The sequence below is a fragment of the Vibrio sp. JCM 18905 genome (genome assembly GCF_055393305.1).
On the sequence record NZ_AP043878.1, the window covers coordinates 533,154 to 556,873 of the forward strand.

Annotated in this window: 22 protein-coding genes; 8 read left to right on the top strand and 14 right to left on the bottom strand. The window is 44.9% G+C overall.

The genetic code is table 11. The features are described 5' to 3' along the window. Nucleotides 1–314 precede the first annotated feature (314 nt). Nucleotides 315–833: an NUDIX hydrolase gene (locus ACZ5ZC_RS02265; RefSeq protein WP_005395311.1), complete on the bottom strand. Its 519-nt coding sequence runs from the start codon at nt 831–833 to the stop codon at nt 315–317. A gap of 278 nt (nt 834–1,111) precedes the next feature. Here ACZ5ZC_RS02265 and ACZ5ZC_RS02270 point away from each other — a divergent pair, with 278 nt between their 5' ends. Together ACZ5ZC_RS02270 and ACZ5ZC_RS02275 are read left to right on the top strand one after the other, a co-directional pair. Further along, entirely contained in the window at nt 1,112–1,378 is a 267-nt protein-coding gene (locus ACZ5ZC_RS02270; protein WP_005395313.1) for a putative hemolysin, read from the top strand. A 249-nt stretch (nt 1,379–1,627) separates the two neighbouring features. Then, a complete protein-coding gene (locus tag ACZ5ZC_RS02275; RefSeq protein ID WP_048624711.1) occupies nt 1,628–2,284 on the top strand; it encodes a hypothetical protein in 657 nt (218 codons plus the stop codon). On the opposite strand, the gene ACZ5ZC_RS02280 is transcribed toward ACZ5ZC_RS02275, so the two are convergent. Beyond that, nucleotides 2,274–3,116: a YdcF family protein gene (locus ACZ5ZC_RS02280; RefSeq protein WP_237309362.1), complete on the bottom strand. Its 843-nt coding sequence runs from the start codon at nt 3,114–3,116 to the stop codon at nt 2,274–2,276. The genes ACZ5ZC_RS02275 and ACZ5ZC_RS02280 overlap by 11 nt on opposite strands. Before the next feature lie 131 nt (nt 3,117–3,247). On the opposite strand from ACZ5ZC_RS02280, the gene ACZ5ZC_RS02285 reads away from it, so the two are divergent. Both ACZ5ZC_RS02285 and ACZ5ZC_RS02290 read left to right on the top strand, forming a co-directional pair. Next, nucleotides 3,248–4,618, top strand: a complete 1,371-nt coding sequence (locus tag ACZ5ZC_RS02285; protein ID WP_005395319.1) for an L-serine ammonia-lyase — start codon at nt 3,248–3,250, stop codon at nt 4,616–4,618. A gap of 333 nt (nt 4,619–4,951) precedes the next feature. Next, complete coding sequence (locus tag ACZ5ZC_RS02290) at nt 4,952–6,448, top strand: peptide MFS transporter (RefSeq protein ID WP_258646927.1); 1,497 nt, start codon at nt 4,952–4,954, stop codon at nt 6,446–6,448. A 77-nt stretch (nt 6,449–6,525) separates the two neighbouring features. On the opposite strand, the gene ACZ5ZC_RS02295 is transcribed toward ACZ5ZC_RS02290, so the two are convergent. Then, nucleotides 6,526–6,762, bottom strand: coding sequence for a VPA0252 family protein (locus ACZ5ZC_RS02295; RefSeq protein ID WP_005395322.1), 237 nt, complete (start codon nt 6,760–6,762; stop codon nt 6,526–6,528). 256 nt (nt 6,763–7,018) lie between these two features. Here ACZ5ZC_RS02295 and ACZ5ZC_RS02300 point away from each other — a divergent pair, with 256 nt between their 5' ends. Next, on the top strand, nt 7,019–7,894 hold the full coding sequence (locus ACZ5ZC_RS02300; protein ID WP_047008005.1) for a LysR family transcriptional regulator: 876 nt from the start codon (nt 7,019–7,021) through the stop codon (nt 7,892–7,894). Here the strand turns inward: ACZ5ZC_RS02300 and ACZ5ZC_RS02305 are convergent. The 6 genes from ACZ5ZC_RS02305 to ACZ5ZC_RS02330 form a co-directional block, all read right to left on the bottom strand. Then, a complete protein-coding gene (locus ACZ5ZC_RS02305; protein ID WP_048624708.1) occupies nt 7,891–8,664 on the bottom strand; it encodes a phosphotransferase enzyme family protein in 774 nt (257 codons plus the stop codon). The two genes, ACZ5ZC_RS02300 and ACZ5ZC_RS02305, sit on opposite strands and share 4 nt — an antisense overlap. A 163-nt stretch (nt 8,665–8,827) precedes the next feature. Continuing rightward, complete coding sequence (locus tag ACZ5ZC_RS02310; protein WP_464931722.1) at nt 8,828–9,697, bottom strand: LysR substrate-binding domain-containing protein; 870 nt, start codon at nt 9,695–9,697, stop codon at nt 8,828–8,830. 136 nt (nt 9,698–9,833) lie between these two features. Next, entirely contained in the window at nt 9,834–10,814 is a 981-nt protein-coding gene (locus tag ACZ5ZC_RS02315) for an OmpA family protein (protein ID WP_005395330.1), read from the bottom strand. A gap of 457 nt (nt 10,815–11,271) precedes the next feature. Further along, nucleotides 11,272–12,396: a M14 family metallopeptidase gene (locus ACZ5ZC_RS02320; RefSeq protein ID WP_054866916.1), complete on the bottom strand. Its 1,125-nt coding sequence runs from the start codon at nt 12,394–12,396 to the stop codon at nt 11,272–11,274. A 113-nt stretch (nt 12,397–12,509) separates the two neighbouring features. Further along, on the bottom strand, nt 12,510–13,910 hold the full coding sequence (locus ACZ5ZC_RS02325; RefSeq protein WP_464931723.1) for an FAD-dependent oxidoreductase: 1,401 nt from the start codon (nt 13,908–13,910) through the stop codon (nt 12,510–12,512). Nucleotides 13,911–14,126: 216 nt separating this feature from the next. Next, nucleotides 14,127–14,486 (bottom strand): DUF3316 domain-containing protein, encoded by a 360-nt coding sequence (locus ACZ5ZC_RS02330; RefSeq protein WP_005395335.1) that lies wholly within the window; start codon nt 14,484–14,486, stop codon nt 14,127–14,129. Nucleotides 14,487–14,910: 424 nt separating this feature from the next. Here ACZ5ZC_RS02330 and ACZ5ZC_RS02335 point away from each other — a divergent pair, with 424 nt between their 5' ends. Continuing rightward, on the top strand, nt 14,911–15,819 hold the full coding sequence (locus ACZ5ZC_RS02335) for a VirK/YbjX family protein (RefSeq protein WP_457869075.1): 909 nt from the start codon (nt 14,911–14,913) through the stop codon (nt 15,817–15,819). A gap of 51 nt (nt 15,820–15,870) precedes the next feature. After that, nucleotides 15,871–16,422, top strand: coding sequence for a porin family protein (locus tag ACZ5ZC_RS02340; protein ID WP_047008000.1), 552 nt, complete (start codon nt 15,871–15,873; stop codon nt 16,420–16,422). Nucleotides 16,423–16,469: 47 nt separating this feature from the next. Here ACZ5ZC_RS02340 and ACZ5ZC_RS02345 read toward each other — a convergent pair whose 3' ends face one another. From ACZ5ZC_RS02345 to ACZ5ZC_RS02365, 5 genes are all read right to left on the bottom strand, one after another. Next, nucleotides 16,470–17,378, bottom strand: a complete 909-nt coding sequence (locus ACZ5ZC_RS02345) for an EamA family transporter (RefSeq protein ID WP_464931724.1) — start codon at nt 17,376–17,378, stop codon at nt 16,470–16,472. 66 nt (nt 17,379–17,444) lie between these two features. Further along, nucleotides 17,445–18,149, bottom strand: a complete 705-nt coding sequence (phnR, locus tag ACZ5ZC_RS02350) for a phosphonate utilization transcriptional regulator PhnR (protein WP_005395341.1) — start codon at nt 18,147–18,149, stop codon at nt 17,445–17,447. A gap of 9 nt (nt 18,150–18,158) precedes the next feature. Next, complete coding sequence (locus ACZ5ZC_RS02355; protein WP_464931725.1) at nt 18,159–19,883, bottom strand: putative 2-aminoethylphosphonate ABC transporter permease subunit; 1,725 nt, start codon at nt 19,881–19,883, stop codon at nt 18,159–18,161. Nucleotides 19,884–19,891: 8 nt separating this feature from the next. Then, entirely contained in the window at nt 19,892–20,998 is a 1,107-nt protein-coding gene (locus ACZ5ZC_RS02360) for a putative 2-aminoethylphosphonate ABC transporter ATP-binding protein (protein ID WP_054866913.1), read from the bottom strand. Between the two features lie 325 nt (nt 20,999–21,323). Continuing rightward, the gene (locus tag ACZ5ZC_RS02365; RefSeq protein WP_005384363.1) at nt 21,324–22,334 is read right to left on the bottom strand and encodes a putative 2-aminoethylphosphonate ABC transporter substrate-binding protein; all 1,011 of its coding nucleotides are present in this window, start codon (nt 22,332–22,334) and stop codon (nt 21,324–21,326) included. A 267-nt stretch (nt 22,335–22,601) separates the two neighbouring features. On the opposite strand from ACZ5ZC_RS02365, the gene phnW reads away from it, so the two are divergent. Further along, nucleotides 22,602–23,705: a 2-aminoethylphosphonate--pyruvate transaminase gene (gene phnW / locus ACZ5ZC_RS02370; RefSeq protein WP_054866911.1), complete on the top strand. Its 1,104-nt coding sequence runs from the start codon at nt 22,602–22,604 to the stop codon at nt 23,703–23,705. Nucleotides 23,706–23,720 lie beyond the last annotated feature (15 nt).

The following is a 23,720-nucleotide window of genomic DNA, read 5'->3' on the forward strand; positions in this document are numbered from 1 at the left end:
AGATAAGAAAGAGTAGTGGTTTATTAAAAGGTACCCAAATTGCGCTTGCCAATTGGGTAGATATGCGTCACATTGCGTTTGCAAAAAACATGAAAACCAATGGTTGGACCTAATAATTATTTACACACTAAATGTAAAACAGCTATTGTTTTCATAGTTCGAAACAAATTTAAAATATCAAGATGACGCTTCGCTTGCGCGTCTGGAGTAAGTCCGGGTTCCGGGGGGGAGTCCGGACTTTTTTTATCGATTTAAAAGCTGACCTATCAACAGAACAATGAGTGGGTAAGTCACTATGAGGCAAGCTAAGTTATTTATAGTAATTCTTTAGAAATCAACTGAAGCAAAAACGTTTCGCGCTCGATGCTCATGCCTTTTTTCGGGCTTTCTGCCATGGTCTTTTCATTGTGCGCTATCGCTTCGTGAATGTTCATCCATACCGGACGCATTCCATTTTTAACTTCATAGTCTTCATAAGCCGTTTCGCCTAGCTCACGATCAATTTTACATGTATAGCAATACGACACCATGTGCATTACGTCAGCGTCGTCTTTGTACCAAGGACGAAACTCCTCAAAGATTCCGAAAGGCTTAATACCATGGATATTCTGCGCGCCGGTTTCTTCTTCTAGTTCACGAACTAGTCCAGCAATCACATCTTCACCATCATCAATACCACCACCTGGCAAAGTGTAGTCATGGTAACGCTCTGTATAGAGCAACAACACATCTTCACCATCTAGTACGATGGCGCGTGCCGCATTGCGCTGGAAAATAATTTTGTCGTCCAAGTGCTCAATGTCCGGATGAACGGTCGATTTTAAGTGTCTCATCGAAAATACCACTGTCATGTTTTGCGCGCATATTACCGAACTTCACGCTTTAAATCATCGTTGTCGGTCCAAATGCGTTCAAGACATTGGTTTGAACGCAACGGTTCTAACCTTCGTAACAATCCGCAACAAATAGAAGTGTGACGTGATAACCAGTAAAAGATGAGAATATCTAAATTCTTATACGTCCCTCTTACTTTTAACATCGATAAGACAATAATCTCTGAAAGTTGCGTATAATCAATACAATACTCGCCCACCCCATGCGGAGATAAAGAATGAAAAAGACAAATTTAATGATGGCTATGGCTGCAACGTTGGTACTGGCTGGTTGTTCAACTTACGAAGGTGCCACTCGCTCGACTGAGTATACCTCCGTCGCAAATCCTGCAGCCGTTTACTGTGTCCAGCAAGGTGGTGAGTTGGATACCGTTTCGGAAAATGGCGAACGTGTGACCTACTGCGTGCTGTCTGACGATAACCGTGTCGAGCAATGGGAATACTATCGCGACAATCATAAAGAAAGTGAGAGTGGCGACTACTAAATTTTTTTGTCGACACGTCAGATTCCCTCTATCACTTAGGAGCCTTTAGGCTCCTTTTATATTTGATTTATCAAAACTTTCTCACTTCATTTTTACATACCTCTGACTTTACCGCACATCGATACTATATCGAACGGTGTTCTATTCTTGACATTTCTCTGACATAACTTTCCACTTGGACAATAAAATCCCAAACACAGATCACACTAATTCACATTTCTTCCACATTTTCTGGAACAGGTGAGCAAGATGAAAACACAAATAGTAAAAGAAGCCGAGTCAGCCCCAAGCAACGTTGTTACTGAAGAGTCAAAGCGCATCATTTATAAATCGAGTTTAAGTGCATTGATGATTGTCGCTATCAGTATTCTCGTTAACCTCAGTCTTCGCCTTGATTATGTCGTGTTGGGTTCAAGCCTTGGTGAGCTTTCCATAACAGAAACACTCCAGCTTGTGATGCTCGCGATTGCATCATGGTCATTTTTTAGCCTATCTAAACAACAGCCTCAGCTAAAGCATGCGGCCATTTTGATTGCCGGCTTTTTCGCGGTGCTCATTATTCGTGAAACAGACTATTGGACAGACATGATTCGTCATGGTTCTTGGGTTTTCCCTGCGCTCGCTGTAACCGCACTGGCTTGCGCCAAAGCTTACCAAGGTGGTAAAGGTACCATGAACGAAATGGCGACTATCTTAACGGTGCCCCACATGAAACTGTTAATTGGTGCCGTGATGCTATTGTTGGTCTTCTCTCGCTTGTATGGCATGGGCAGTTTTTGGCAACAAGTGATGGACGAGAACTACATCCGTGATGTTAAAAATATTTCGGAAGAAGGCATGGAACTCCTGTGCTACTGTTTGATCGCATTGAGCGCAGTCCGCACAAAACGCGAACTTAATGAATAGACTCAGGATCCAAGCGGCGGTTCAATGCAGTTAATATCGGATGAACGATCCTTAACGCTTGTTCCGCAGCTCCTACAGATTCATCCAAGGCCGTCATTTCGATGGCTTTTTTCATATCTTCAATCTGTTGCAAACTATCTTTATCGAGTGGTAAAGCGAGCAATTGCTGAATGGCATGTCTCGCGATCATAAGCGGCTTCTTTCGGACAACCGATAAGTCTCGTAAAAATGCTCCCTGCTTGACCCCTTCTAAATAAACTCGGTAAGTCGTGAGTTCATCCAGTAATAAAAATGCCGCCGCCACAGGCCCTTTATGTGGGTATGGTACGCTGATATGTTTGTTGATATCCAAGGGTAAGTTGAGAGTAACGCCCATGGAGGCGCACTCAGATTTTAGTACTCGTAATAATCCCTGCTCATCCATCAAGGTTTGGATTTCTATGATTCGCTCAAGGTGGTAGTCATTCGACAACAAGGTGACCTCAACCGGGCGCGCTGACCATAACTGGAACAAACCACTATCACACAAAATGCGAGAAGCGTAACGCATGTTCTGAAACGTATTCAAAGATCGATTTTCTAAAAGTACTTGATGTTCAGGGAACGGATGCACAGCGGCCGCATTTAGAGATTTAAAATAACTGTACATTGCATCTGCTTCAGAAATGCGTTGACCTTGCGTTAATCCACCACAAAAAATAATCGCCGTTCGCTCTGTCGGCAATGACGCAATCACATTAGATAACGCTTCGACTCTTGTTACCCCCTCAACGGTCAATCTGCTATTGACGAGGCGTTTACCTAAAACAATGACCACATTGTCTAACTTCATTTCAAAATCTCGCGCTTAGTTGGCAGTGTTACAAAAATCTTCTTTCACTCCCGGCCTACAGGCTTTAACATCTAGTTAACAACACTGTTCTAGAGACCTTTATAAAGGTTCACTGCTAAAGGAAGTCAATTATGCTGTCGATTTTCGATATATTTAAGATTGGTGTCGGGCCTTCTAGCTCCCACACTAATGGTCCTATGCTTGCCGGATTCCATTTCACTCAACTAGTTAGCGACTCTATGGCGAAAGTGCATCGGGTGCAAGTGGACCTTTATGGCTCATTATCGCTCACTGGTAGAGGGCACCACACAGACCGAGCCACTGTCCTTGGTTTGATGGGAAATAAACCCGATACGATCAAAATGAGTAGCGCTAAAAGTGCGCTACAAAATACTATAGACAACAACACGCTGCTGCTCGCAGGTACGCACCAGATTGAGTTTAGCTACGACCATGACATCGTCTTTCATAGTGACAACCTTCCCCTGCATGAAAACGGAATGACGATTACCGCACTAGACGCTGCGGGAGACCAAGTGGCGTTTGAAATTTATTATTCCATCGGAGGTGGGTTCATCGCCACCGCTGACGAACTAGAAAACGGCACGCAACAAGATGAAGTCGCGGTACCATTTCCTTTCACATCAGCGGATGAGATGCTGGAAAAAGCCGAGACTAACGGTTTTAGTTTGGGAGGTATGATTCTACAAAACGAACTGGCATTCCGCTCAGATGAAGAAATTAGCCAAAGAGCTGAACAAATTTGGAAAGTGATGTCGCTCTGCATGCAACGTGGTTTCGATACGGAAGGGATTTTAGAAGGTGGTCTCAATGTCACTCGTCGTGCACCAAACCTTTTGAAGAAGCTCGAAGCCAACGCTGCAGTTGAGAATGATCCAATGGAGATCATGGATTGGATTAACCTCTTTGCCTTTGCGGTTAGCGAAGAAAATGCAGCTGGCGGACAAGTCGTTACTTCTCCAACTAATGGCGCCGCTGGGGTGATTCCGGCGGTATTGATGTACTACCATCGCTTCATCAAAGAGCTTGATATTAAACAGCTGAAAGATTTTCTCGCAGTCGCTGGCGCTATAGGCATCTTATATAAAACTAACGCGTCAATTTCCGGCGCCGAAGTGGGTTGTCAGGGAGAGGTCGGGGTTTCTTCATCCATGGCAGCCGCTGGTTTAACGGCGCTCAGAGGCGGCAGTAACGAGCAGATTTGTATTGCTGCGGAAATTGCGATGGAGCATTCATTAGGAATGACTTGTGACCCGATCGGCGGCTTGGTTCAAGTGCCTTGCATTGAAAGAAATGCCATGGGCGCAATGAAAGCCATTAATGCCTCACGTATGGCATTAAAGCGCACGAGCAAATGCCTTATTTCATTAGATAAAGTTATCGAAACCATGTATCAAACTGGTAAAGATATGAACAAAAAATACCGTGAAACTTCCTTAGGTGGCTTGGCCGTCATTCATATGGCACCGCCATGCGAATAGTCAAATAAGCCCGCTATATCATTGCTGGCGATGCACTTCGTCAGCAATTTCCTTTCTCGCAAGACCTCTTTTTATTTACCAGTAATCCTATAAACCCCCTTCGGTCTCAATTAGTAACAAATACAACAAAATTAAACAAAAACAGAATTAAGCACTGCTTCATTCAAATTGATCCAGAACAACACATTAGCATTTAGCCACCTAAGCATTAGAAAATATAGTGCAGCATTTCCACGTTATGCGACAATTATTTCAATACTCAATCTTTCGTTTCATTACTATTTAATAGAAATAACAATACCTACCTTTCTCCGCTAATGTGAGTACAAAATTATGTGGAATAAACTCAATAAATCCATGATGTTCTGCCAAATGATGTTTGGCTTATCATTTTACGGTGTATTAGTAAGTCTAACTCGATTTTTTCTAGAGGATCTAAATTACAACGAAGCCGATACGATGATGATCGTTGGTGCTTTTTCGGCGATCGGGCCACTTTTCGCGATTGCGGGCGGCTTTATTGCAGATAAGTTTTTAGGCGCTTATCGCTCACTTTCTATCGCATATTTCGCTTTTGCATCCGGTTACGTATTACTCGTGTTGGGGGCTTCTGCTTCTAACGTTCCACTTTCAATGTGTGGTATTGCGCTCGCCAGTTATGGCCGCGGCCTGATGTCACCCTCTTACCCTAGCCTCTATAAACGAACGTTCAAATCACAAGAAGATTTTGAAAAAGGATACCCAATCAATTATTCAGTGAATAATGTTGGCGCCTTTTTAGGTCAATATTTGTTCCCAATGATTGTCCTTGTGATCGGCTTTAATGGCGGTTTTACCATCTCTGCTGTTATGGCAGCAGCGGCATTGATCATGCTATTGGTATTCCGCAAAGATCTTGTTGGCGTAGCCTCTGAGCTTGATCAAAAAACCGTAAGTTTAAAAAACTGGGTACTTTTTGCATTGATTTCATTGGCAATGATCGCGTTGGTATTTTTCATGTTTTCAAACATGGATATTGGCCAAAATATCGTATACGCCATCGGAGGGGCGGCGATCGCATACTTCATATCTCTGATGCTTAAAGCAAGCAAAGCTGAGTCTTTGAAGATGGGGACCATCTTAATTGTGACCTTGCTGACAACCTGTTTCTTTGTTTACTACGGACAAATGATGACCTCGATGAACATGGTTGCTATCAACACATTAAAAGGCTCTCTATTTGGTTTTATTCCGCTCGAACCAGAAGCAGCAATGGCAATGAACCCGCTTTGGTGTATGGTTGGTGGTCCTATCGTAGCTGGCTTTTTTGGGTTGCTGGAAAAGCGCGATATCTACCTCTCTACCGCGACAAAAATCGCCTTGGCATTTGTACTGACCGCGATAGCGTTTGGTATCTTGACGTTTGCCGTGACTACCGTGGGTGAAGATGTCGTGATCATGCCAGAAATCTTTCTCGCTATTCACTTCTTCCAGGCGATTGCAGAAGTCATCGTGGGTTCGATGGTCGTAGCGTTTATTCTTTCCGTCGCGCCGAAGTACATCGAAAACTTCTCTGTGAGCCTATTTTCTGTGGCAATCGCATTAAGCGGTATTATTGGTGCTGCATTCTCAACCTCTATCGCGTTAGAGAAAGGACAGACCATCACACAAGACATTGTACAAAACGTATATGGTGATTATTTCCAATTACTAACTGTCCTTGCTGTTGTCATGGTCGCTATCGCAATGGCAGCGTCACTCATTATTCGCAAGATGCTTGATGCGGCGAAAGAAAGCGATACTCAAGCGCAACCAGTCGAGATCGAAGCTGGGGTTGAAGTTCAAAGCTGAGTTTGATGATTTACCTATCTCAAAATATAAAAAATGCCGCGATATTCGCGGCATTTTCTTAACAACAACATGTTCGATTAATCACGTCGACCACGAAGTTCGATTTTTTGTGTAGCAGCATCCGTTTGGATGATTACCCCGCCATAGGCCGTTTCATTTCGACCTTTCAGCGTCAGTTGAGAATCTGCGCGCTCGACGTCGACCTGATTTTTCGTAGCCATCGTCATATCAATCGTGCCCGTGTATGACCCATCGCCAGCTAATGCTATGTTTGTTGAGCAAACCATCAAACCAAGTGCGATTAATTTTTTCATACGTCACCTCTGTTTTTGTTCTTACTTTCTTTCGATGAAAAAACTGTAACAACAGAAACGTGTTCATACGAGGAAAGTCATCATTTACCAAATGGAAATACAAACCACTAAATTGATATGACCAAGCCTATTTGCTGTCCACCTTCGCCTTCAATAAACCATAAGATACGACAGCATGCTTAAATTGACCGAACGTTGTCTTTTGTTCAGCAATCCAGAGATATGATTTCTCAGCAGAAGACAAATGAGACGATGTATGAGCATTAATCTGGACATTCAAAACGTATTGGTACTAAAACGGATGTATGAGTTACGTAGCGTCCGATTGGTGGCAGATTCACTCGGAAAGACATCCGGATCAATCAGCAAAAACCTGACAAAAATGAAAGCGCAGCTCGATGATCCTTTGTTCATTCAGACTAAAAATGGCTTTGAACCGACCGCTTTTGTCGAAGCGAACATGCCACATTTTGAACAAATCCTCACCAGTATTGATTCCATCAAACCACAGAGTTTTTCACCCGCTCATTTTGACGGCTCGATCACTATTTATGCGAACACATTGTTTTGGGATTACTTTGGTGACAAGTTTTACTTAGAATTACTAAAACACGCCCCAAAAGCAAAGTTCTCTTGTTTACGTTGGGGTAGCGACGCGAAAAAGCGATTAACTGAGGGTGAAAACGCTATTGCGATTCATTATTTTGATGAGGATCTTCCGCAGTCAATTATTCAAAACGAACTAGGTCGAGGAAAAGCCGTATTTTTTGTTCGAGATGAGCATCCCGCTCAACATTTCCAAGAGCTAGAAAACTACCCCTTTTTACTTTTCAAAACGCCGGGATGGAACGACTACCGATACCCGTTGTTGGAAAGGCTCAACCATATGGGGTTCAGAACCACACCTAAGGTAGAAATTGAACACCCTGCGATGATTCAAAAAGTGCTCCTACAAACGGATCATTTTGGTATAACCATGAGTGGACATGTGCCTAAGGGCTGCCGAAGTATCGCGCTTCCTGGCGGGTTAGAGCTTGATGTTCGCTACGTGATGAGCTGTCGTCGCTCACAACAGCAAGCCCCGATAAACCAGTGGTTATTCAATGTCATTAAAGATATCACCCAGCCCTAACCTAAAAGTCCTAGGGTGATGACTTGTCTATGTTTTCTTAGGTACTCGATATCGTTGAGGTAAGCGGTATGATGGCAATCTTCTAGGTTCGCTTGAAACCTATCATCACCTTGAGCTGCGACCCCTCTCATATAATCAACTAACGCGGAGAGTCGATGTGTCATCACCTCCACCAGCTCTTCCCGTTCCAATCTCGAACAGCCATAAGCGTCACAGAAAAGTTTTGCGCGCTGAATTTGTTGCTCCAAACAGCCCATTTTATCGTGCTCATCGGTTTTAAATGGTGCCCAACCATAGACCGAAAAAGCGACGTCCCAAACTCTTGGCGCCGGATGCGCCGTATCAAAATCAAACACACCAACGACAAACTCTCCACGGAGTGCCACGTTATATGGCATGAAATCACCATGACAAATCACCTCTTGTGGTGTTCGTGGTGGCAGCATCCAGTGCAGCGTTTCATTTTGATATTGCTTAAGGAAACCCTCAGATGCATCGTGCATATCGCGTAACATTTTTGCCGCAGATTGGAGCGCGGAAACAGAAGCAATGTTGCCAATCAATGGATAGTTGTCAGTCTCTCCTTCGACATAGCTAACCCACTCTTTTCCTTTTTCAATACCAACCGCTTTAGGGCATGCCGTAAAGCCTCGTGAATGAAGATAGGTAAGTAGCAGATGGACAGTCATCGTCCAATAACTGGCAGGACGAGATATCAAATTCCCTTTTCGATAGATGGCATTTTCTCTACCGCCTTGCATTGTTTCCATAACAGTATCCTGTGTGGATTAAGCGCGCATCAGATAACGTAAAGCTAGATCATCATACACTCAAAGCTTTTAGAGAAGGTTGACTTGACCCTATAAGAAACCGCGCAATTTTGTTAGGTAAATCGCAAGAATAAGTACCGCTGTAAAAATAGACCGTAAAACATCAAAGGCTTTGTATTAACCATTGGGCAAAGGTGTTTACGTGTGACTTTTCTGATGCTCTAACCATCATATAGTGTGCGCCGGAGCTGGGCATACCCCAATCTCCGATTTGCACTAATATCCCCTGTTGCAGCTCATCCTCAACAAGAAAGTCTCTCACCAGCAATATACCAAGTTGATTGGTTGCAGCTTGAATAGCAAGCAATGAATGTTCAAATTCTGCTATCACTTTGCTCACCTTGCCTTGATAACCTTGGTACGCAAACCACATCTGCCAAGATTCATGATAACCGCCGGTGCAGATTTTAGGTGTTTGAGACAACTTCGTGAGGTCATCAATCGGATTTAACTGAATAAAGCCGGGGCTTGCTACAACGATCCAGTTTTCTTGGGTAAGCTGAATAGCTTGTTGCTCTTGCCAATCGCCATCTCCGTTAATAATTTCTATATCTGCGATCGCACTGGCGTTTGGAACCGTATTCGCGGTTGTCGAGATCTTAAAGGAAACATCTGGAAATTGACGCTGAAAATCGGCCAGCCTTGGCATTAGCCATTGCGAGCAAAAACTGTGGGCGACATGTAAGGTAATTTGCTTGTTCTGTGGGCGAGTAAATAAATGATGGGTCGAGGTTGATAAGGTTTGAAGCACATGGTTAACCACCGGCCAGTATTCTTTTGCTGAGCTGGTCAGCGTAAGGTGCGTACCCTTGCGCTCGAATAATGTTGCATTTAACTGCAGTTCTAGCGATTTCACCTGCTGACTGACGGCCGCACGGGTCACATTTAGCTCCTCTGCGGCTTTAGTGAAGCTCTGTAATCGCGCCGTGGCTTCAAACGCTCGGAGCAAATTAAGCGGCGGTAAACTTTGCATAACACTCTCCCAAATACTCAGTAGCCATGGTATGAACTGGTGATGACAAATTGATGAAAGTGCTGAGTTTGTTAAGCGGGATCAAAAAAGCCAGCGTGATACACGCTGGCTTTTGGAACTGTCTCTTAAGCAGGAATTATTCTGCTTTCTCAGTGGTTTGGTATTCAAACGCAGGGACAACTACTTCAACACGACGGTTCATTTGACGACCTTGACGTGTTTCGTTGCTTGCTACTGGGTTAGCTTCACCCATGCCTTTCACTGTCATACGTTCAGCCGCAATACCTTTTGCTTGGAACTCGTCAGCAACGGCTTTCGCGCGTTTTTCTGTAAGTTGCTGGTTGTACGCAGCAGAACCCGTCGTATCACTGTAACCCGTGATCTCAACTTGAGCTTGTGGGTAAGTGTTCATCAGATCAACGGTACCAGAAAGGGTCGATGCATCTTTCACTTCTGCACTTTCTAGGTCGAATTGTACTGTCGCTGTTGTTTGAGCAGGGTAAACATGCTCAACAATACGTGTTGCAGGGCGTGTTTCTACTACTTCCTCAACCACTTCTTCTTGAACTACTGGCTCAGAGCCGAACTTGTAGTTAAAACCAATACCGAAGAAATCTGAATCCATATCTTCAATCACGTCATCAGACATATCTTGGTAACGTTGGTATTCAGCACGTAGGCTCCAGTTGTAGTTGATTTTGTACTCAGCACCTAGAGAGCCTGTTGGTACGAAATCTTTTTCGTCACCCGCCATCATGTATGCAGCACCAACTTTCGCGAATAGATTCCAAGAATCCGTTAGCGGTAGGTTGAATTTAGGAGCAAGAGTCAACGCCCAAAGATCACCGTCAACGGTGTTTAGGCCCGGCTTTTTGAAGTTTGCAGTGAAGTCACCAAGGTAATCAACACCGTACTCTGCTGCAACGTACTCGTTGAAGCTGTAGCCCAGGTGCATAGATGCTGCAAAACTGTCGTCGTCACAAGGTTCGTTTAGGTAACACGCATCATTTAGAGAGTTGTAACCTACTTTACCGCCCATGTAAGTGTCAGCAAGTGCAACGTTTGAGATCACACCACCAGCAAGTACAGTAGCCACTGCTATAGCGATTTTTTTCATTATTCTTTTCCTTTTTCTTGTACACAAAGCAACACATCGAGGCAGCATACTGCCGTAAAATATGAAGCCGTAACTTTCTCTTTTCTTCGAACAGAAATAGCTAAATAGCGTAGGAAAGAATCAAAAAATGATATTCAAACGCCAATGACGTAAAACGGAGAAAGATAACCTCAAGACCATCTATTCATGAGCTTCATCCGCATACCCAACCGAGAAATAAAGTCTCGTTGCGTTGGTTTAGCCATAGTCAATTCGTTGCGGAGAATATCACAAAATAGCCAGTTTTCTGTGACGCAAATCACCATAAAAACCCGCTTTCTCAAATTTAAGAATCGACATTTAAGCCTGTGAATGGCAACAAATTTTTACAGGAGAGAATAGATATCGAAGGCATAAAAAAACAGCTCATTTAAAATGAGCTGTTTTCGAAATAATGAACAGACGTGAACTTATCGAACTAGATTTTATCCGCCACGGTAAGCGTTGCAGCTAAGACATCTTGCCCAAATAATACACTGCGTTCTGGTGACCAACCATAAAGCGGATCTGGGTGATTGTTGTTATCTTTAAATGGCATCTCGATCGTGTACGACAGGCATTTGAACTGCTCCGCGACCCAGTTTGAGCCTACCGTCAAATTCGCTTTACCCGGCTCATCTTTATCATAACCAATCTCATCTTGGAACTCAGGTGTAATAGTCAGTAGCGCTTGCTTAAATGATGCCTCTAAAGCGGCAAGATTTTCATCGTAAGAAGGAATACCTTCTGAGCCAGCGACGAAGTTGTAAGGAATTGCTTCATCACCATGGATATCTAAAAACATGTCAACACCCGTTTCCAGCATACGTTGACGAACAAGGTAGACTTCTGGACTTTTCTCCATAGACGGAGTTTGCCATTCACGGTTCAAGTTCACGCCTACCGCGTTCGTACGCAAGTGGCCGCGAATACCACCGTCTGGGTTCATGTTTGGTACCACGTAAAGCACTGCTTTTTCCAGTAATGCACGCGCAACCGTGTCATTTTCATCCAGTAAACGTTGGATCATGCCTTCCATGAACCATTCAGCCATGGTTTCACCCGGATGTTGGCGTGCAATCATCCAGATTTTCTTTTTGCCTTCTTCCGACTCACCAAACGTTAGCAAGCTCATGTCATTGCCGTCTAATGTGTGGCCTAGTGTTTCTAGTTGGCAGTGGTGCGCGCTTTGTGCCATGTGTAACAAGTCTAAATGACGATCGTATGTGTAAGGCGCAAAGTACGCGAAGTAAATTGAGCTACGCTCAGGGATAACAGTGAAAGTCAGCGTGTCGCCATCGAACTCTGCTGGTATACGGAACCATTCTTCACGATCGTAAGACGCTACGACATCATAACCTTGCCACCCTTCTGGATAAGCCGACTTAGCCAAATCAAGCAGTTTGATCGTGTGCGACTGCTCGGCTTCGGTTTCTAGACGGAAATGGAACCACTGGTAGAATTCCGACATATTGTCATTAGGGATTTTAAGTTGGATGTCATTTTTGTCGTCCGCTTTCACTACGTGAATGCTGCCGCTATCGAAGTTGCTGAATACTTTCATTATATTACTCACCTTTTAAATCTGAGCTTGAAAGACAGAGGCTAACACAAGGCTACATCGCCCCCCAATGACTTTCACTGCAAACTGTCTCGTTTGTGGCTAAAGTCTTCAGTTTAGTCGAGCTTATCCGCTTTGCCTGCTGGTCCTGCGAGTTTCGCTAGCCATTTATCCCAAACAAACGGATGTTTCTCATTATCTTCCGCTTCCTCTTTTCGGCGAACAGCATTTCGTACCATCATTGCTCCCAGCCAACGTATTGGTTCTGGTGGAAAATACCCAAGCGGTCCTTGCGCTAAACCACTTCGCGTCCATTCGTTATCTAGCCCTAACACCAACGACGATAAAATTTTTCCACCCATTCGAGTTTGGGCAACGCCGTTACCTGAATAACCAAACCCGTAAAAGACATTACTTTGCTCATCCAATTGGCCAAAAAAAGGAAACCCAGTTGCGGAACGATCCGAACCGCCAGTCCAAGAGTACTCAAATTCAGCCCCTTTTAAGCGAGGAAAAAGGTTGTCGAATGATTTTTTTAGTAGCGTTTGATAACGCGTCGGCTTGTTAAACATCGCGTCAACTTGGTTGTTGAAAGAGAACTGATTACCGCCTTTACCTAGCATCAAACGGCCATCTGGCGTATCTCGGTAATAATGTACGAAGATGCGTGAGTCCAACACACTCGAACCTGCTTGCCAACCAGATTGAGACAACGTATCACCAAGCGGTTTGGTAATAACCATATCCGAAGACACCACCACAATACTGCTTTTGAATTGCTTAAACTGCTCCACCATCCAGGCGTTTAAAGCCAACACCACCTGCTGCGCTTGAATGTTTCCTTTAGGTGTACAGACGGTGGCAGGTTTTCCATAATCTAGACGCGTCATTGGCGTGTTCTCATAAACTTCTACACCCAGATCAATAGCAATACGGCGTAACCCTCGCGCAAGTAAGGCGGGTTGCACGTTAGCAGCAACCAGAGAGTGATAGCCTTCAATATGGCGAGGTGAACCCGTATTGGCAAGCAGTTCCTCCACCGAGCAACGACGCCAACTGTTCACCTCTAGCCGTTGTAACTCGTCGACAACTGGCTGCATGCCACCTTTCTGAGCCTGATTGGTTGCGGTGTAATAAACCCCTTTTAACGATAATTGCGCATCGATATTGTATTGCTGACAAAAGTCGTCAATCTCCAACACCGCTTGTTCCGACTCTTTTACCAACCAAACAGCATGTTCTTCACCGAATAACCGTTTCAACGTCGGGAACTTGGTAGACCATGTCAGCATACAGCCGCCATTCGCGCCAGATGCCCCACTGCCACACAAGCCCTTTTCGATAACAACCACCTGTTTTTCAGGAGATTGCTGCTTAATCATAATCGCTGTCCAAAGTCCGGTGTAGCCACCACCGACAATAGCAATATCGGTATCAATATTTTGATGTAATGGTTGCGGCGTTTCTGGCTGTTCAGCTTCAATGGCCTGTTTGAACCAGTATGAACTGTGTGTCATCGGATATCCTTGTTAGTGCGTTGCATCGTTTCTGTAAACACTTTACAAACGATGAGCACAATCAACGAGCAAGAATATCTAACGCTGAGCGATAGCAAATGTTGCGCTGAGAGAGTGGAAGTTTCCGCTATCAATGAATACAAAAAAGGGGAGCAGCGCTCCCCAAAACAAACAGCAAGGATATAAATTATCGGAAAATCGAGACCGTCTTACTGGTTAGTATTTACCGGTTTCACGCATGCGGTACTCGTATTGAACATTGAGAATAGGCTGGTATACAACTTGCCCGTCACTTTGCAAGAACTCATTCACCATGACTTTTGAGTCGGTGATAGAAAACGACTGGCGATCAACATACTCTGTAAGGCTTGTAAACTCGTCACGAAGCTGACCTGGTGATTTGCTTTGATAGTTCTGAATCATGTCACGACCCATTTCATAAGCCGCTTGTTTGCTATCCATAACATCACCATGGATCGTTTCGGTATCGTTTGTCCACTGATAGCCACCAGCAAAAACAACAGAAGGTGCAGCAGTCAGAGCAATCATACTTGCTAAAGTCATTAAGCGTTTCATAAACCTCTCCTTACTTACCTTTATATCGGGCCTAAATTGGCTCGATATTTATAAGGTACGTATAAAGACCAGAAACACGTCAAAATAATTTCAAATAACGTTCAATTCTTGTTCAACTCATTTCACTTTAACTTAGCAACACGGCATCATACTCTGCCAACACGAGCATTTTTCTACCTCGTAATCACAACGTTCAAAGTGGCTTCCAAACTGACATTTCCTTACCAACCCATACAATACCTAAGGTCAATTTTCTCTTAGAATCTCAACAAAAGAACAGTGTTCAAAACCTTATATAAACGTCGGGCACAGCAAAACCTCCCCTTTTAGTAGTGCTTTGCATTTCCCCCTTTTTCGGGTTCTTCGCTGCTCGTCCGTCGGTTCTTAATTGTGGCTGTTGAGCACACGTTAATCTGGAGTGAAAATGACCGCGAACAAATCCATTTTTTACCATAGCAAATCAATTTACTCAGATGATTATGCTGATGTCTATAAGCCAATTTGGACCTACAGAGCTAAGTTCATCTTGCGTGCACTTTACTACAAACGAGCGTTTAAGCACCTGTCAGATAATATTGAATCGTCATTGCTAGAGATGCTTTGTGCACGTACGCACCGATTTTTAGAAAAACCGTTTCGTCCCTACATCATCAAGAATAACTCCGCCTTTGATCGCTCCAACTTGGTGGTTGATCACTACAAAACGATTTCAGAACTGTTTTCTAAACAAACAATCGAAGAAATCTACACAGACTCGAAAGGCCTAACATTAGCCTCTTTTGAAATTGACGAAATACTGTACTCGGTGAGATTAGTATACGAAGCACGTTATCAAAAAGAAGGCGACATGAGCCTAGTGCTACACAGCGCTGAAGATGGCAACTTCTACACGCTCTCTTTTACGCTAGGTCACATCGAATCTGGACGCAGCATTATGATTGGCGGCTTGCAAGGGCCACGCAGCAGTGAAGAGAACAACGCGAAAATTAAAAAGTTAACTCGTAAACTTTACGGGCAAAGACCAAAAAGCTTGATGGTGAGTTTGCTCACTTTACTCGCGCAAATTTGGGAAGTGAATACGATTCTAGCGGTAAAAACACAATCCCATACTTATGCTGCACGACGCTACAGTAAAGGACGAATAAAAACGGATTACGATGCACTCTGGCAAGAGTTGGGCGGCACCGAATACAACCGTCATTTCTACTCACTCGATGTGAATGCCCCGCGTCGTGATATCGAAGGCATGTCGCGTTCTAAGCGTTCGATGTATCGACGTCGTTACGAATGGTTAGACAATACCAAAGCGGAGTTCATAACAAGGCTACGTTAACCCAACGCAGCACATGACGCTTTGTTTTTCATTTTATGATTCGGAGTTTATATGTCTTACAAGTACGCCGTTGCATGCTTACTGTCCGCACTTTCCTTAACGGCTCATGCACAACCAACCCAACATGTTGTTGGAGCAAATTTAGGCTACGGTAATGTTAGTTACGATGTGAACAATAGCCATGATGAAGGTGACATGTTCCTTGGTGATGTATATTACCGTTACATGTTCGATCACAACTTTGGTATTGAAGCCGGCTATAAGGGCGCATTTAACGGCATTGGCTCCGTACTTATCAGTCCCTTAACAGAAATCACCGATGTCAGTTATGGCGGGCCTCGACTCAGCGGTTACGCAAGTTACCCTCTGGGAGCTGGCTTTGAGCTTTACGGGAAAGGTGGTATCACTTACTACACGTTAAGTTACACGCTTAAAAACAATGGTCAGAATAAAGAATATGACGAGTCTAGTCTTGGCGGAGAAGCCGCTGCTGGTGTCGCTTGGGCCTATAAACACTTTGGTTTGAACTTAGAGTACAACTACGCCAAGAATAGCGATTTTGATTCTGGCGGTGTGATGTTTGGTGCGCAATTGCGATTTTAAAAATTTAGCTGTTCCAAGGCACCGAATCGACATCGGTGCCTTATACCTCAAGCAGGGCTCAATGACAGAATGATTCCGCTCAGGATCAACAGCACCCCGACGCCTCGCGTGAAATACCATTTTTCAGCCAACAACCACACGCCCATTAATAAACCAAATACAATGCTGATTTGTCGCAAAGCCACAACAAGGCTGACGTTATCAGTCATAGTCATCGCAAACAGCACCAAGCCGTAGGTTGATGCCATCATGATGCCTGCCATGCTCGCACTTTTGCGAATCATCCAAGCGGTTTGTAGTTCTTGCTGACTCCCCGAAACAATACACCACAATAAAACCGGTACTCCCATAACCCAAAACTGCACGCCTAGATAAAAGATCGCGCTATAGTGGTCGTTAAGAATGGTCGATGTTTGTTGAGTTAGCAGATTCAGTGCTTGCTTGTCCACAATGGAATAACCCGTCGTGCCAAACGCTGCAATCAACGCCCAAAACACACCAACATTCAGGTACTCCCCAAGAGTAATTTGACGAAAACTGGTCACTGGAACTAGGACACAACCTAAAGTAATAAGCAGGAAACCCAACCACTGCTGAGCATTCAACTCATAACCTAAGACGACGGTGAGTGCGCCCACCATCATTACAGGAAGTGCTCTCGCAATCGGATAAATAACTCCCACATCGGCGTGCTTGTAGGCCACGATCAAACCAACCAAATAGACGATTTGAGATAAACCACTGATAAACAGCATTCCCCAAAACACGCTGGGCAACGTCGCCCAGCCAATGTTAAAGAGATACCAAATAAGGTAGGGCGTGAGCAGAAGGCAAGCAGATAAACTTGCCGCCATCGTAAACGCGAGCCCTGACCCAGAGTTGCTTTTGCCAAGGATATTCCAGCCCGCATGAAGAACAGCAGAGAAAACGACGAGACCAATCGCCAACAAATCCATTTCAACGTTCCTGTCTGAATAAAAGAAAGGCCCCGAGATGGAGCCTTAGATGATGGGAAAATCCACTTAACGATTGAGTTCCGCAAGAGATTCAATGCTGATGGCATCATGACGCCAGTATTCGATGTCACAGTCAATCAACTCGCCATGTTGGTTGTAGTTGATACGTTCAACCACCATTGCAGGCGTACCAGACGTCGCGCGCAATGCCTGTGCCACCTCACCCAACAAAGTACTAGTCGAAATTCGGTAACGAATTTTTTGATACGTCACACCGTAGTGTTCACGATAAATGTCGGTTAACGAGTTTGATAAATCATAAGACAATAAGTTGGGAAATATGTCTGGTCGAATGTAGTTCGTGACATAAACCACCGGACGCTCTTCTAGGTAACGAACGCGGTCGACACGAAATACGTCTGAAAACGGCTGAAGGTCCAACAGACGAGCGGCCAATTTATTAGCCAAGGTGCCTTTTGCGGCTATCACTTCTGTTTTTGGCACACGATTTTGCGCTTTCGCCATGTTCGGAAAGTTTAGCGTTTGGGTAGGGTCGTAACGCAATGGCTCAGGTGAGATAAACCAACCTCGGCGATCTTCGCGATAGATTCGACCTTCCGCTTCTAGTAGTGATAAAGCTTCACGCAGAGTGACGCGTGTAGTATCGAACGACTCCGCCAACTTACGCTCTGCTGGCAGTTTTTGACGCGGCGATAGCATGCCCGCTTCAATCTGTTCAACAATCGAATCTTTAATTTTTACGTATTGCACGAAGTGTCCTTATCTTTTGCGCCAAGCTTGTGTGCGATTCTCTAACAATTTACCCAAAGTCATCTGAACAATCTTCGCAATTGCGGCAGCAATCATGATCATCACAGCCATTGCCGATGCAGCGCCAGTTTGACCTGCATCGTCCATATTCAGAATCGAGACCGAAGCCGGAATCGTATCGGTTGAGTAAAGGAATACTACCGCAGAAGTGGTGGTCAATGCATTAACAAACAAGTAAGTCGCAATGTCCAAAATCGCAGGTAAACACACAGGTAATGTCACTTTAAAGAACAACTTGTATTGAGGAAGCTTCACCGATGCCGCCGTGGCTTCAATTTCCGATGGCAACTGCTTTAGCGCTGTCAGGGCAGTCATGTGACCCACCGTGTAGTAATGCACTACCGTGTTAATTACCAAGAATGCCATGGTGCCATAAAGCACATTCAGAGGATTGTTCGCATCATTGAAGTAAAAGATGTAACCCAAGCCAAGCACCATACCCGGAACCGCCATTGGCACCACGCTAAACATTTGCATCACCTGACGAATTGGACCAAATGCACGCCCTTTCTCAATGCAGTAAGCACCGACAAAGATGATGGCTGTACCAATAACTGCCGTCCAACCTGCAAGTGTTAGCGAGTTGAAGAATGGGCTCCAACCGTAAGTGCTCATTTCAGCAAAGTTGTAGTTGTTTAACGTTAGCGCTTTGTTCCAAGGCCAGAACGTCACTAACGAGCCATACACTGCCATACCCAAAACCGCCAACACTGCGATAGAAATGATGCTGCAGTAAACCAAACAAATGCTGTCGCGCGCTTTGTTCGGCTCTGGCTGATATGGCACCGAGCGAGTGTCGAATAAGTTCTTTTGTTTTTTCTGTACCCAACGGTCTGCGCCGAACGCCATTACCGCAGGGAATAACAACATAATGCTGGTCACCGCACCCATAGCAAAGTTTTGCTGTCCCACAACTTGCTTGAAGATGTCAGTCGCCAGAACGTTGTAGCTTCCCCCAATCACTTTCGGCACACCAAAGTCCGTGATAACCAGCGTAAAGACGACGATAAGCGTACTGATCAAACCGTATTTCGCCGCAGGTAACGTCACTATAAAGAAGGTTTTGATGGGTGAGGTTTTAAGTGCGCGAGCAGCCTCATACAAGCGAGCATCTGAAGTGCGCAGCGAAGTGGTTAAGATCATCAATGCATGAGGGAAGGTCCAGAAAATCAAACCCATCGAGATACCAATCACGCCGTAAACCGAATTTCCTAATAGCATCTCTTTGGCAATGCCTTGATTACCGAAAAGGAAGATCAAACTGATCGCCGGCAACAACGAAGGCGCGAGGATTGGCGCAGTACCTAGGATTTGAAACAAACCTTTAAACGGCATACATGAACGAGTCAGCGCGTAGGCATAGCCAAACGCAAGCACACCCACTACCGAGGTCACAATCACGCCCAAAGTAAAGGTGTTGCCCACCGACACCCACAAGCTTGAAGAAGAAAAGTACGTCGCAAAGTTTGCCAATCCGACAAATTCGCCATTGGCATTTTGCACACTCTTGGTCAACATTGCCCAAAGCGGCATTAAGATGAACAGCACCATCATGGTCGACAAACCAGCGAGCAAACCGAACAACACTAGGTTATCGCGGCTGACTCGTCCGAGTAGGGATTTTGCTTTGTCTTGTGTGGTCAGGCTATTCATCGTCATTGTCTTCGCATCCATGTTTACACCTACGCTGCTAGCGCTTTATCAACCGAGGGCACGGCGTAACCATGCAACCCTTCTTCAGCAAACTGGATGTAACGTACATCGCCCGCTTTGATATTTAGTTTTTGAACCGTTTCCACAGGCACATCCACGACGATGGTTTTCGTTGAGCTGTCGTTTTGCAATACACAATCAATGCGGAAAAACGCCCCAAGAAACTCGGTTGCGGTAACTCGCACAGGTAAAGAGTTGGTGTAGTTTTCAACGAACTTGATGCTTTCAGGACGCACCGCAAGGTCGAAGCGGTCACCACGTTGGATCTTACGATTGGTCAAGCTTGGCGTTGGCATTAGGGTTTCTGCAATGCGTACTTGGGAGTCCGTTGCGACTGAGGTTTCAATAAAGTTCATGCTGCCGACAAACTCAGCGACAAAGCGCGTTGCTGGTTGTTGGTAGATCTCTTGAGGTGTGCCAACTTGCTCAATCACACCATGGTTCATTACCACGATACGATCCGCCATCGACAACGCTTCGTCCTGATCGTGCGTAACCATGATGGTGGTGATGCCCAGCTTGCGTTGCAGCTTACAAATCTCGTCACGTAAGTGAACACGTACTTTTGCATCCAGCGCTGACAGCGGCTCATCAAGCAGCAGTAGACCCGGAGACAACGCCAATGCACGAGCCAAAGCAACACGCTGCTGTTGACCACCAGAAAGCTGGTTAGGGAATTTCTCGCCAGAGGTTGGAAGACCAATGGTTTCTAGCCAGTAATCTACTTTCTCTAACGCTTCTTTGGTCGACATGCCTTGGTTCTTCAAACCCACCGCAATGTTCTCTTGCACAGTTAGGTTCGGAAACAGCGCGTAAGATTGGAATACGATGCCGAAATCGCGCTTCTCTGGTGGCAAGAATGTTGTCTCTTGACCGTTTTGAAAAATCGCACCAGACGTTGGCAAGTCTAAACCTGCAATGGCACGTAATAAAGTGGTTTTACCGCAGCCAGAAGGACCAAGAAAACAAACGAACTCGCCCTTTTCAATCGCTAGCGAGATTTTCTTTAATGCAGTGAACTGTCCGAATTGCTTCACTACATTTTCAATATTTAGGTAATGTTGGTTAGTTGACATAACACACGCTCCAAATGGTATATACCAACTTTAGTTTTGGAGTGTTACGTTCCAATGACAAATTTATAGCCAGAAGATGACAAATAGATGAAGGGCGATGAGGTTTGTTTAAGTGGTAATTAGAGATTCCCGACTCACTCCTCCGTCGCTCTCGAGAGTGATGCTGTGAATACGAATAGAAGCTCCCAACTTTCTTAAGTCCGTTATTCCAGCGAACCTAGGTGAGACTAGGAATCTACTTGCAGCAAACTCTGACATAACAGAGAAAACAAAAAATCCACCTCAACCGAGGTGGATTTCAGTATTCAACTCAAAGCAAATTCAATTAAGATTTTGGCTCTGATTTCGCGTCAAACTTCTCAGACCAAGCCGCTAGAATCTCTGCACGCTTGCTGCCCATTTGCGCAAAGTCCATCTTCGCCATGTTCTCTTGAACATTAGGGAAGTTAGACACAGTAGCTTTCACTTCTTTATGTGCAACCACTGGGTACATTTCTACGTAAAGCTCGTTTGCCGCTTTAGAGATTGACCAGTCGACAACACGTTTCGCTGCATCCGACTCTTTTACTAGACCAACGGCTTCTGATTCCCAACCGATGCCTTTTGGTGTGATCACCGCTAGTGGCGCGCCTTGTGTTTTCAACTTCGCGCCGCGGCTTGCCATCGAAATACCGATAGCCACTTCACCCATGCCCGCTTGAACACATGGCTTAGAGCCAGAGTGCGTGTAGTGTGCAATGTTCTTGTCTAGGTCACGCATGTAGTTCCATGCCTGATCTTCACCCATGTTTTGTAGCCAAGCAGAAACCTGCATGTAGCCAGTGCCTGAAGACGCTGGGTTCGGCATTGCAATGTGACCTTTGTAAACCGGCTTTGTTAGGTCTTCCCAAGACGTTGGTTTAGGCAGGTTAAGTTGTTTCGCTACCGCTTCGTTGAAACAAACTGCGTTAAAGAACGCATCGTTACCGAACCAAGCTTGGTTTGATTGAGGGTCGTTTAGGTTCGCATGCAGCTCTTCCAAACCTTTTGGTGTGTAAGGCTTAAGAAGACCTTCATCTTTAAGCAGTGCCATTGACGAGCCAGCCAGACCCCAAACCACTTCTGCTTGAGGGTTATTCTTTTCTGCCAGCAATTTCGCCGTCATGATACCTGTTGAATCACGAACCCACTTAATCTTGATATCTGGGTTGTCTTTCTCAAACGCAGACTTGTATTTAGCAAGAATGTCAGTTTCGAAAGCGGTGTAAACCGTGACTTCCTGTGCTGCCATTGCATTCGTAGCTAGCAGAGAGACAAGTGCAGCCAGCGATCCTTTCATCAAACGGTTTTTCATCATTTTCTCCAGTTAATTTGGCCAAGTTTTAATTTGGTCTGCACCAGTTGACGATATACACCCTACTGAGCCTTTGTGACGAATTCATGACCATAAAATGGCAGTTTTGAGAAAATTATCGATAAATAGGCGACCAACTGATCGGTGAAATTTTGGATATGAAAGTTTTATGAAATTCACTGAATGGCTATTTACGACCCTTTTTCATCCTTGCTAGAGTGAATCCAATTTCTGGTGTAGACCAATTAAATTATTCTGATGGAAATCGAGATGAAAAACGAATACCTACTACTGACTCCAGGTCCTCTATCTACTTCTGAAACAGTACGTGAAGCCATGCTAAAAGACTGGTGTACTTGGGATGATGAATACAACAAAGACATTGTCGAAGTGATCCGCACTAAGCTTGTAAAACTGGCAACAAAGCATAGCGGCTACACCAGCGTGTTAATGCAAGGCAGCGGTACCGCATCGGTAGAAGCAACGATTGGCAGCGCCATTGGCAAAGAGGGGAAATTATTAGTTGTCGACAACGGTGCTTACGGTGCGCGTATCGCTCAGATCGCTGATTACCTAAATATTCCATGCCATGTAGTTTCCCCAGGCGAAACATCACAGCCACACTTGAACGAGGTGGAAACTGCATTGGCATCGGACCCTACAATCACGCACGTGGCGATTGTTCATTGCGAGACAACCACTGGTATGCTTAACCCAATTGAGGCATTTGCTTCTGCGGCAAAAGCACACGGTAAAGTGGTGATTCTCGATGCTATGTCGAGCTTTGGTGGCATTCCTATCGATATCGCAGAGCTAGGCATCGATTTTATGATCAGCTCTGCAAACAAATGTATTCAAGGCGTGCCGGGCTTTGGCTTTGTGATTGCGAAACAAACCGAGCTAGAAAAGTGCCAAGGTCAGGCTCGCTCTTTGAGCCTTGATCTTTACGACCAGTGGCACTGTATGGAAGTGAACCACGGCAAATGGCGTTTTACGTCTCCAACGCACACGGTTCGCGCTTTCTATCAAGCATTGTTAGAGCTGGAACAAGAAGGCGGCATTGAGGCTCGTCATAACCGCTACCAAACTAACCAGAAAACACTGGTTGCAGGTATGCGTTCTCTGGGTTTCGAACCACTGCTGAGTGATGACCTTCACTCGCCAATCATCACTTCTTTCTACTCTCCGACGCACAGTGATTATCAATTCAAAGCGTTCTACACGCGTTTGAAAGAGCAAGGCTTCGTGATTTATCCGGGTAAGGTGTCGAACGCAGATTGCTTCCGTATCGGCAACATTGGCGAAGTTTACCCAGCAGATATCGAGCGCTTAATCGGTGCAATTGAAAAAGCAATGTACTGGCAAGTTGCGTAAAGCAACTTTCTGATT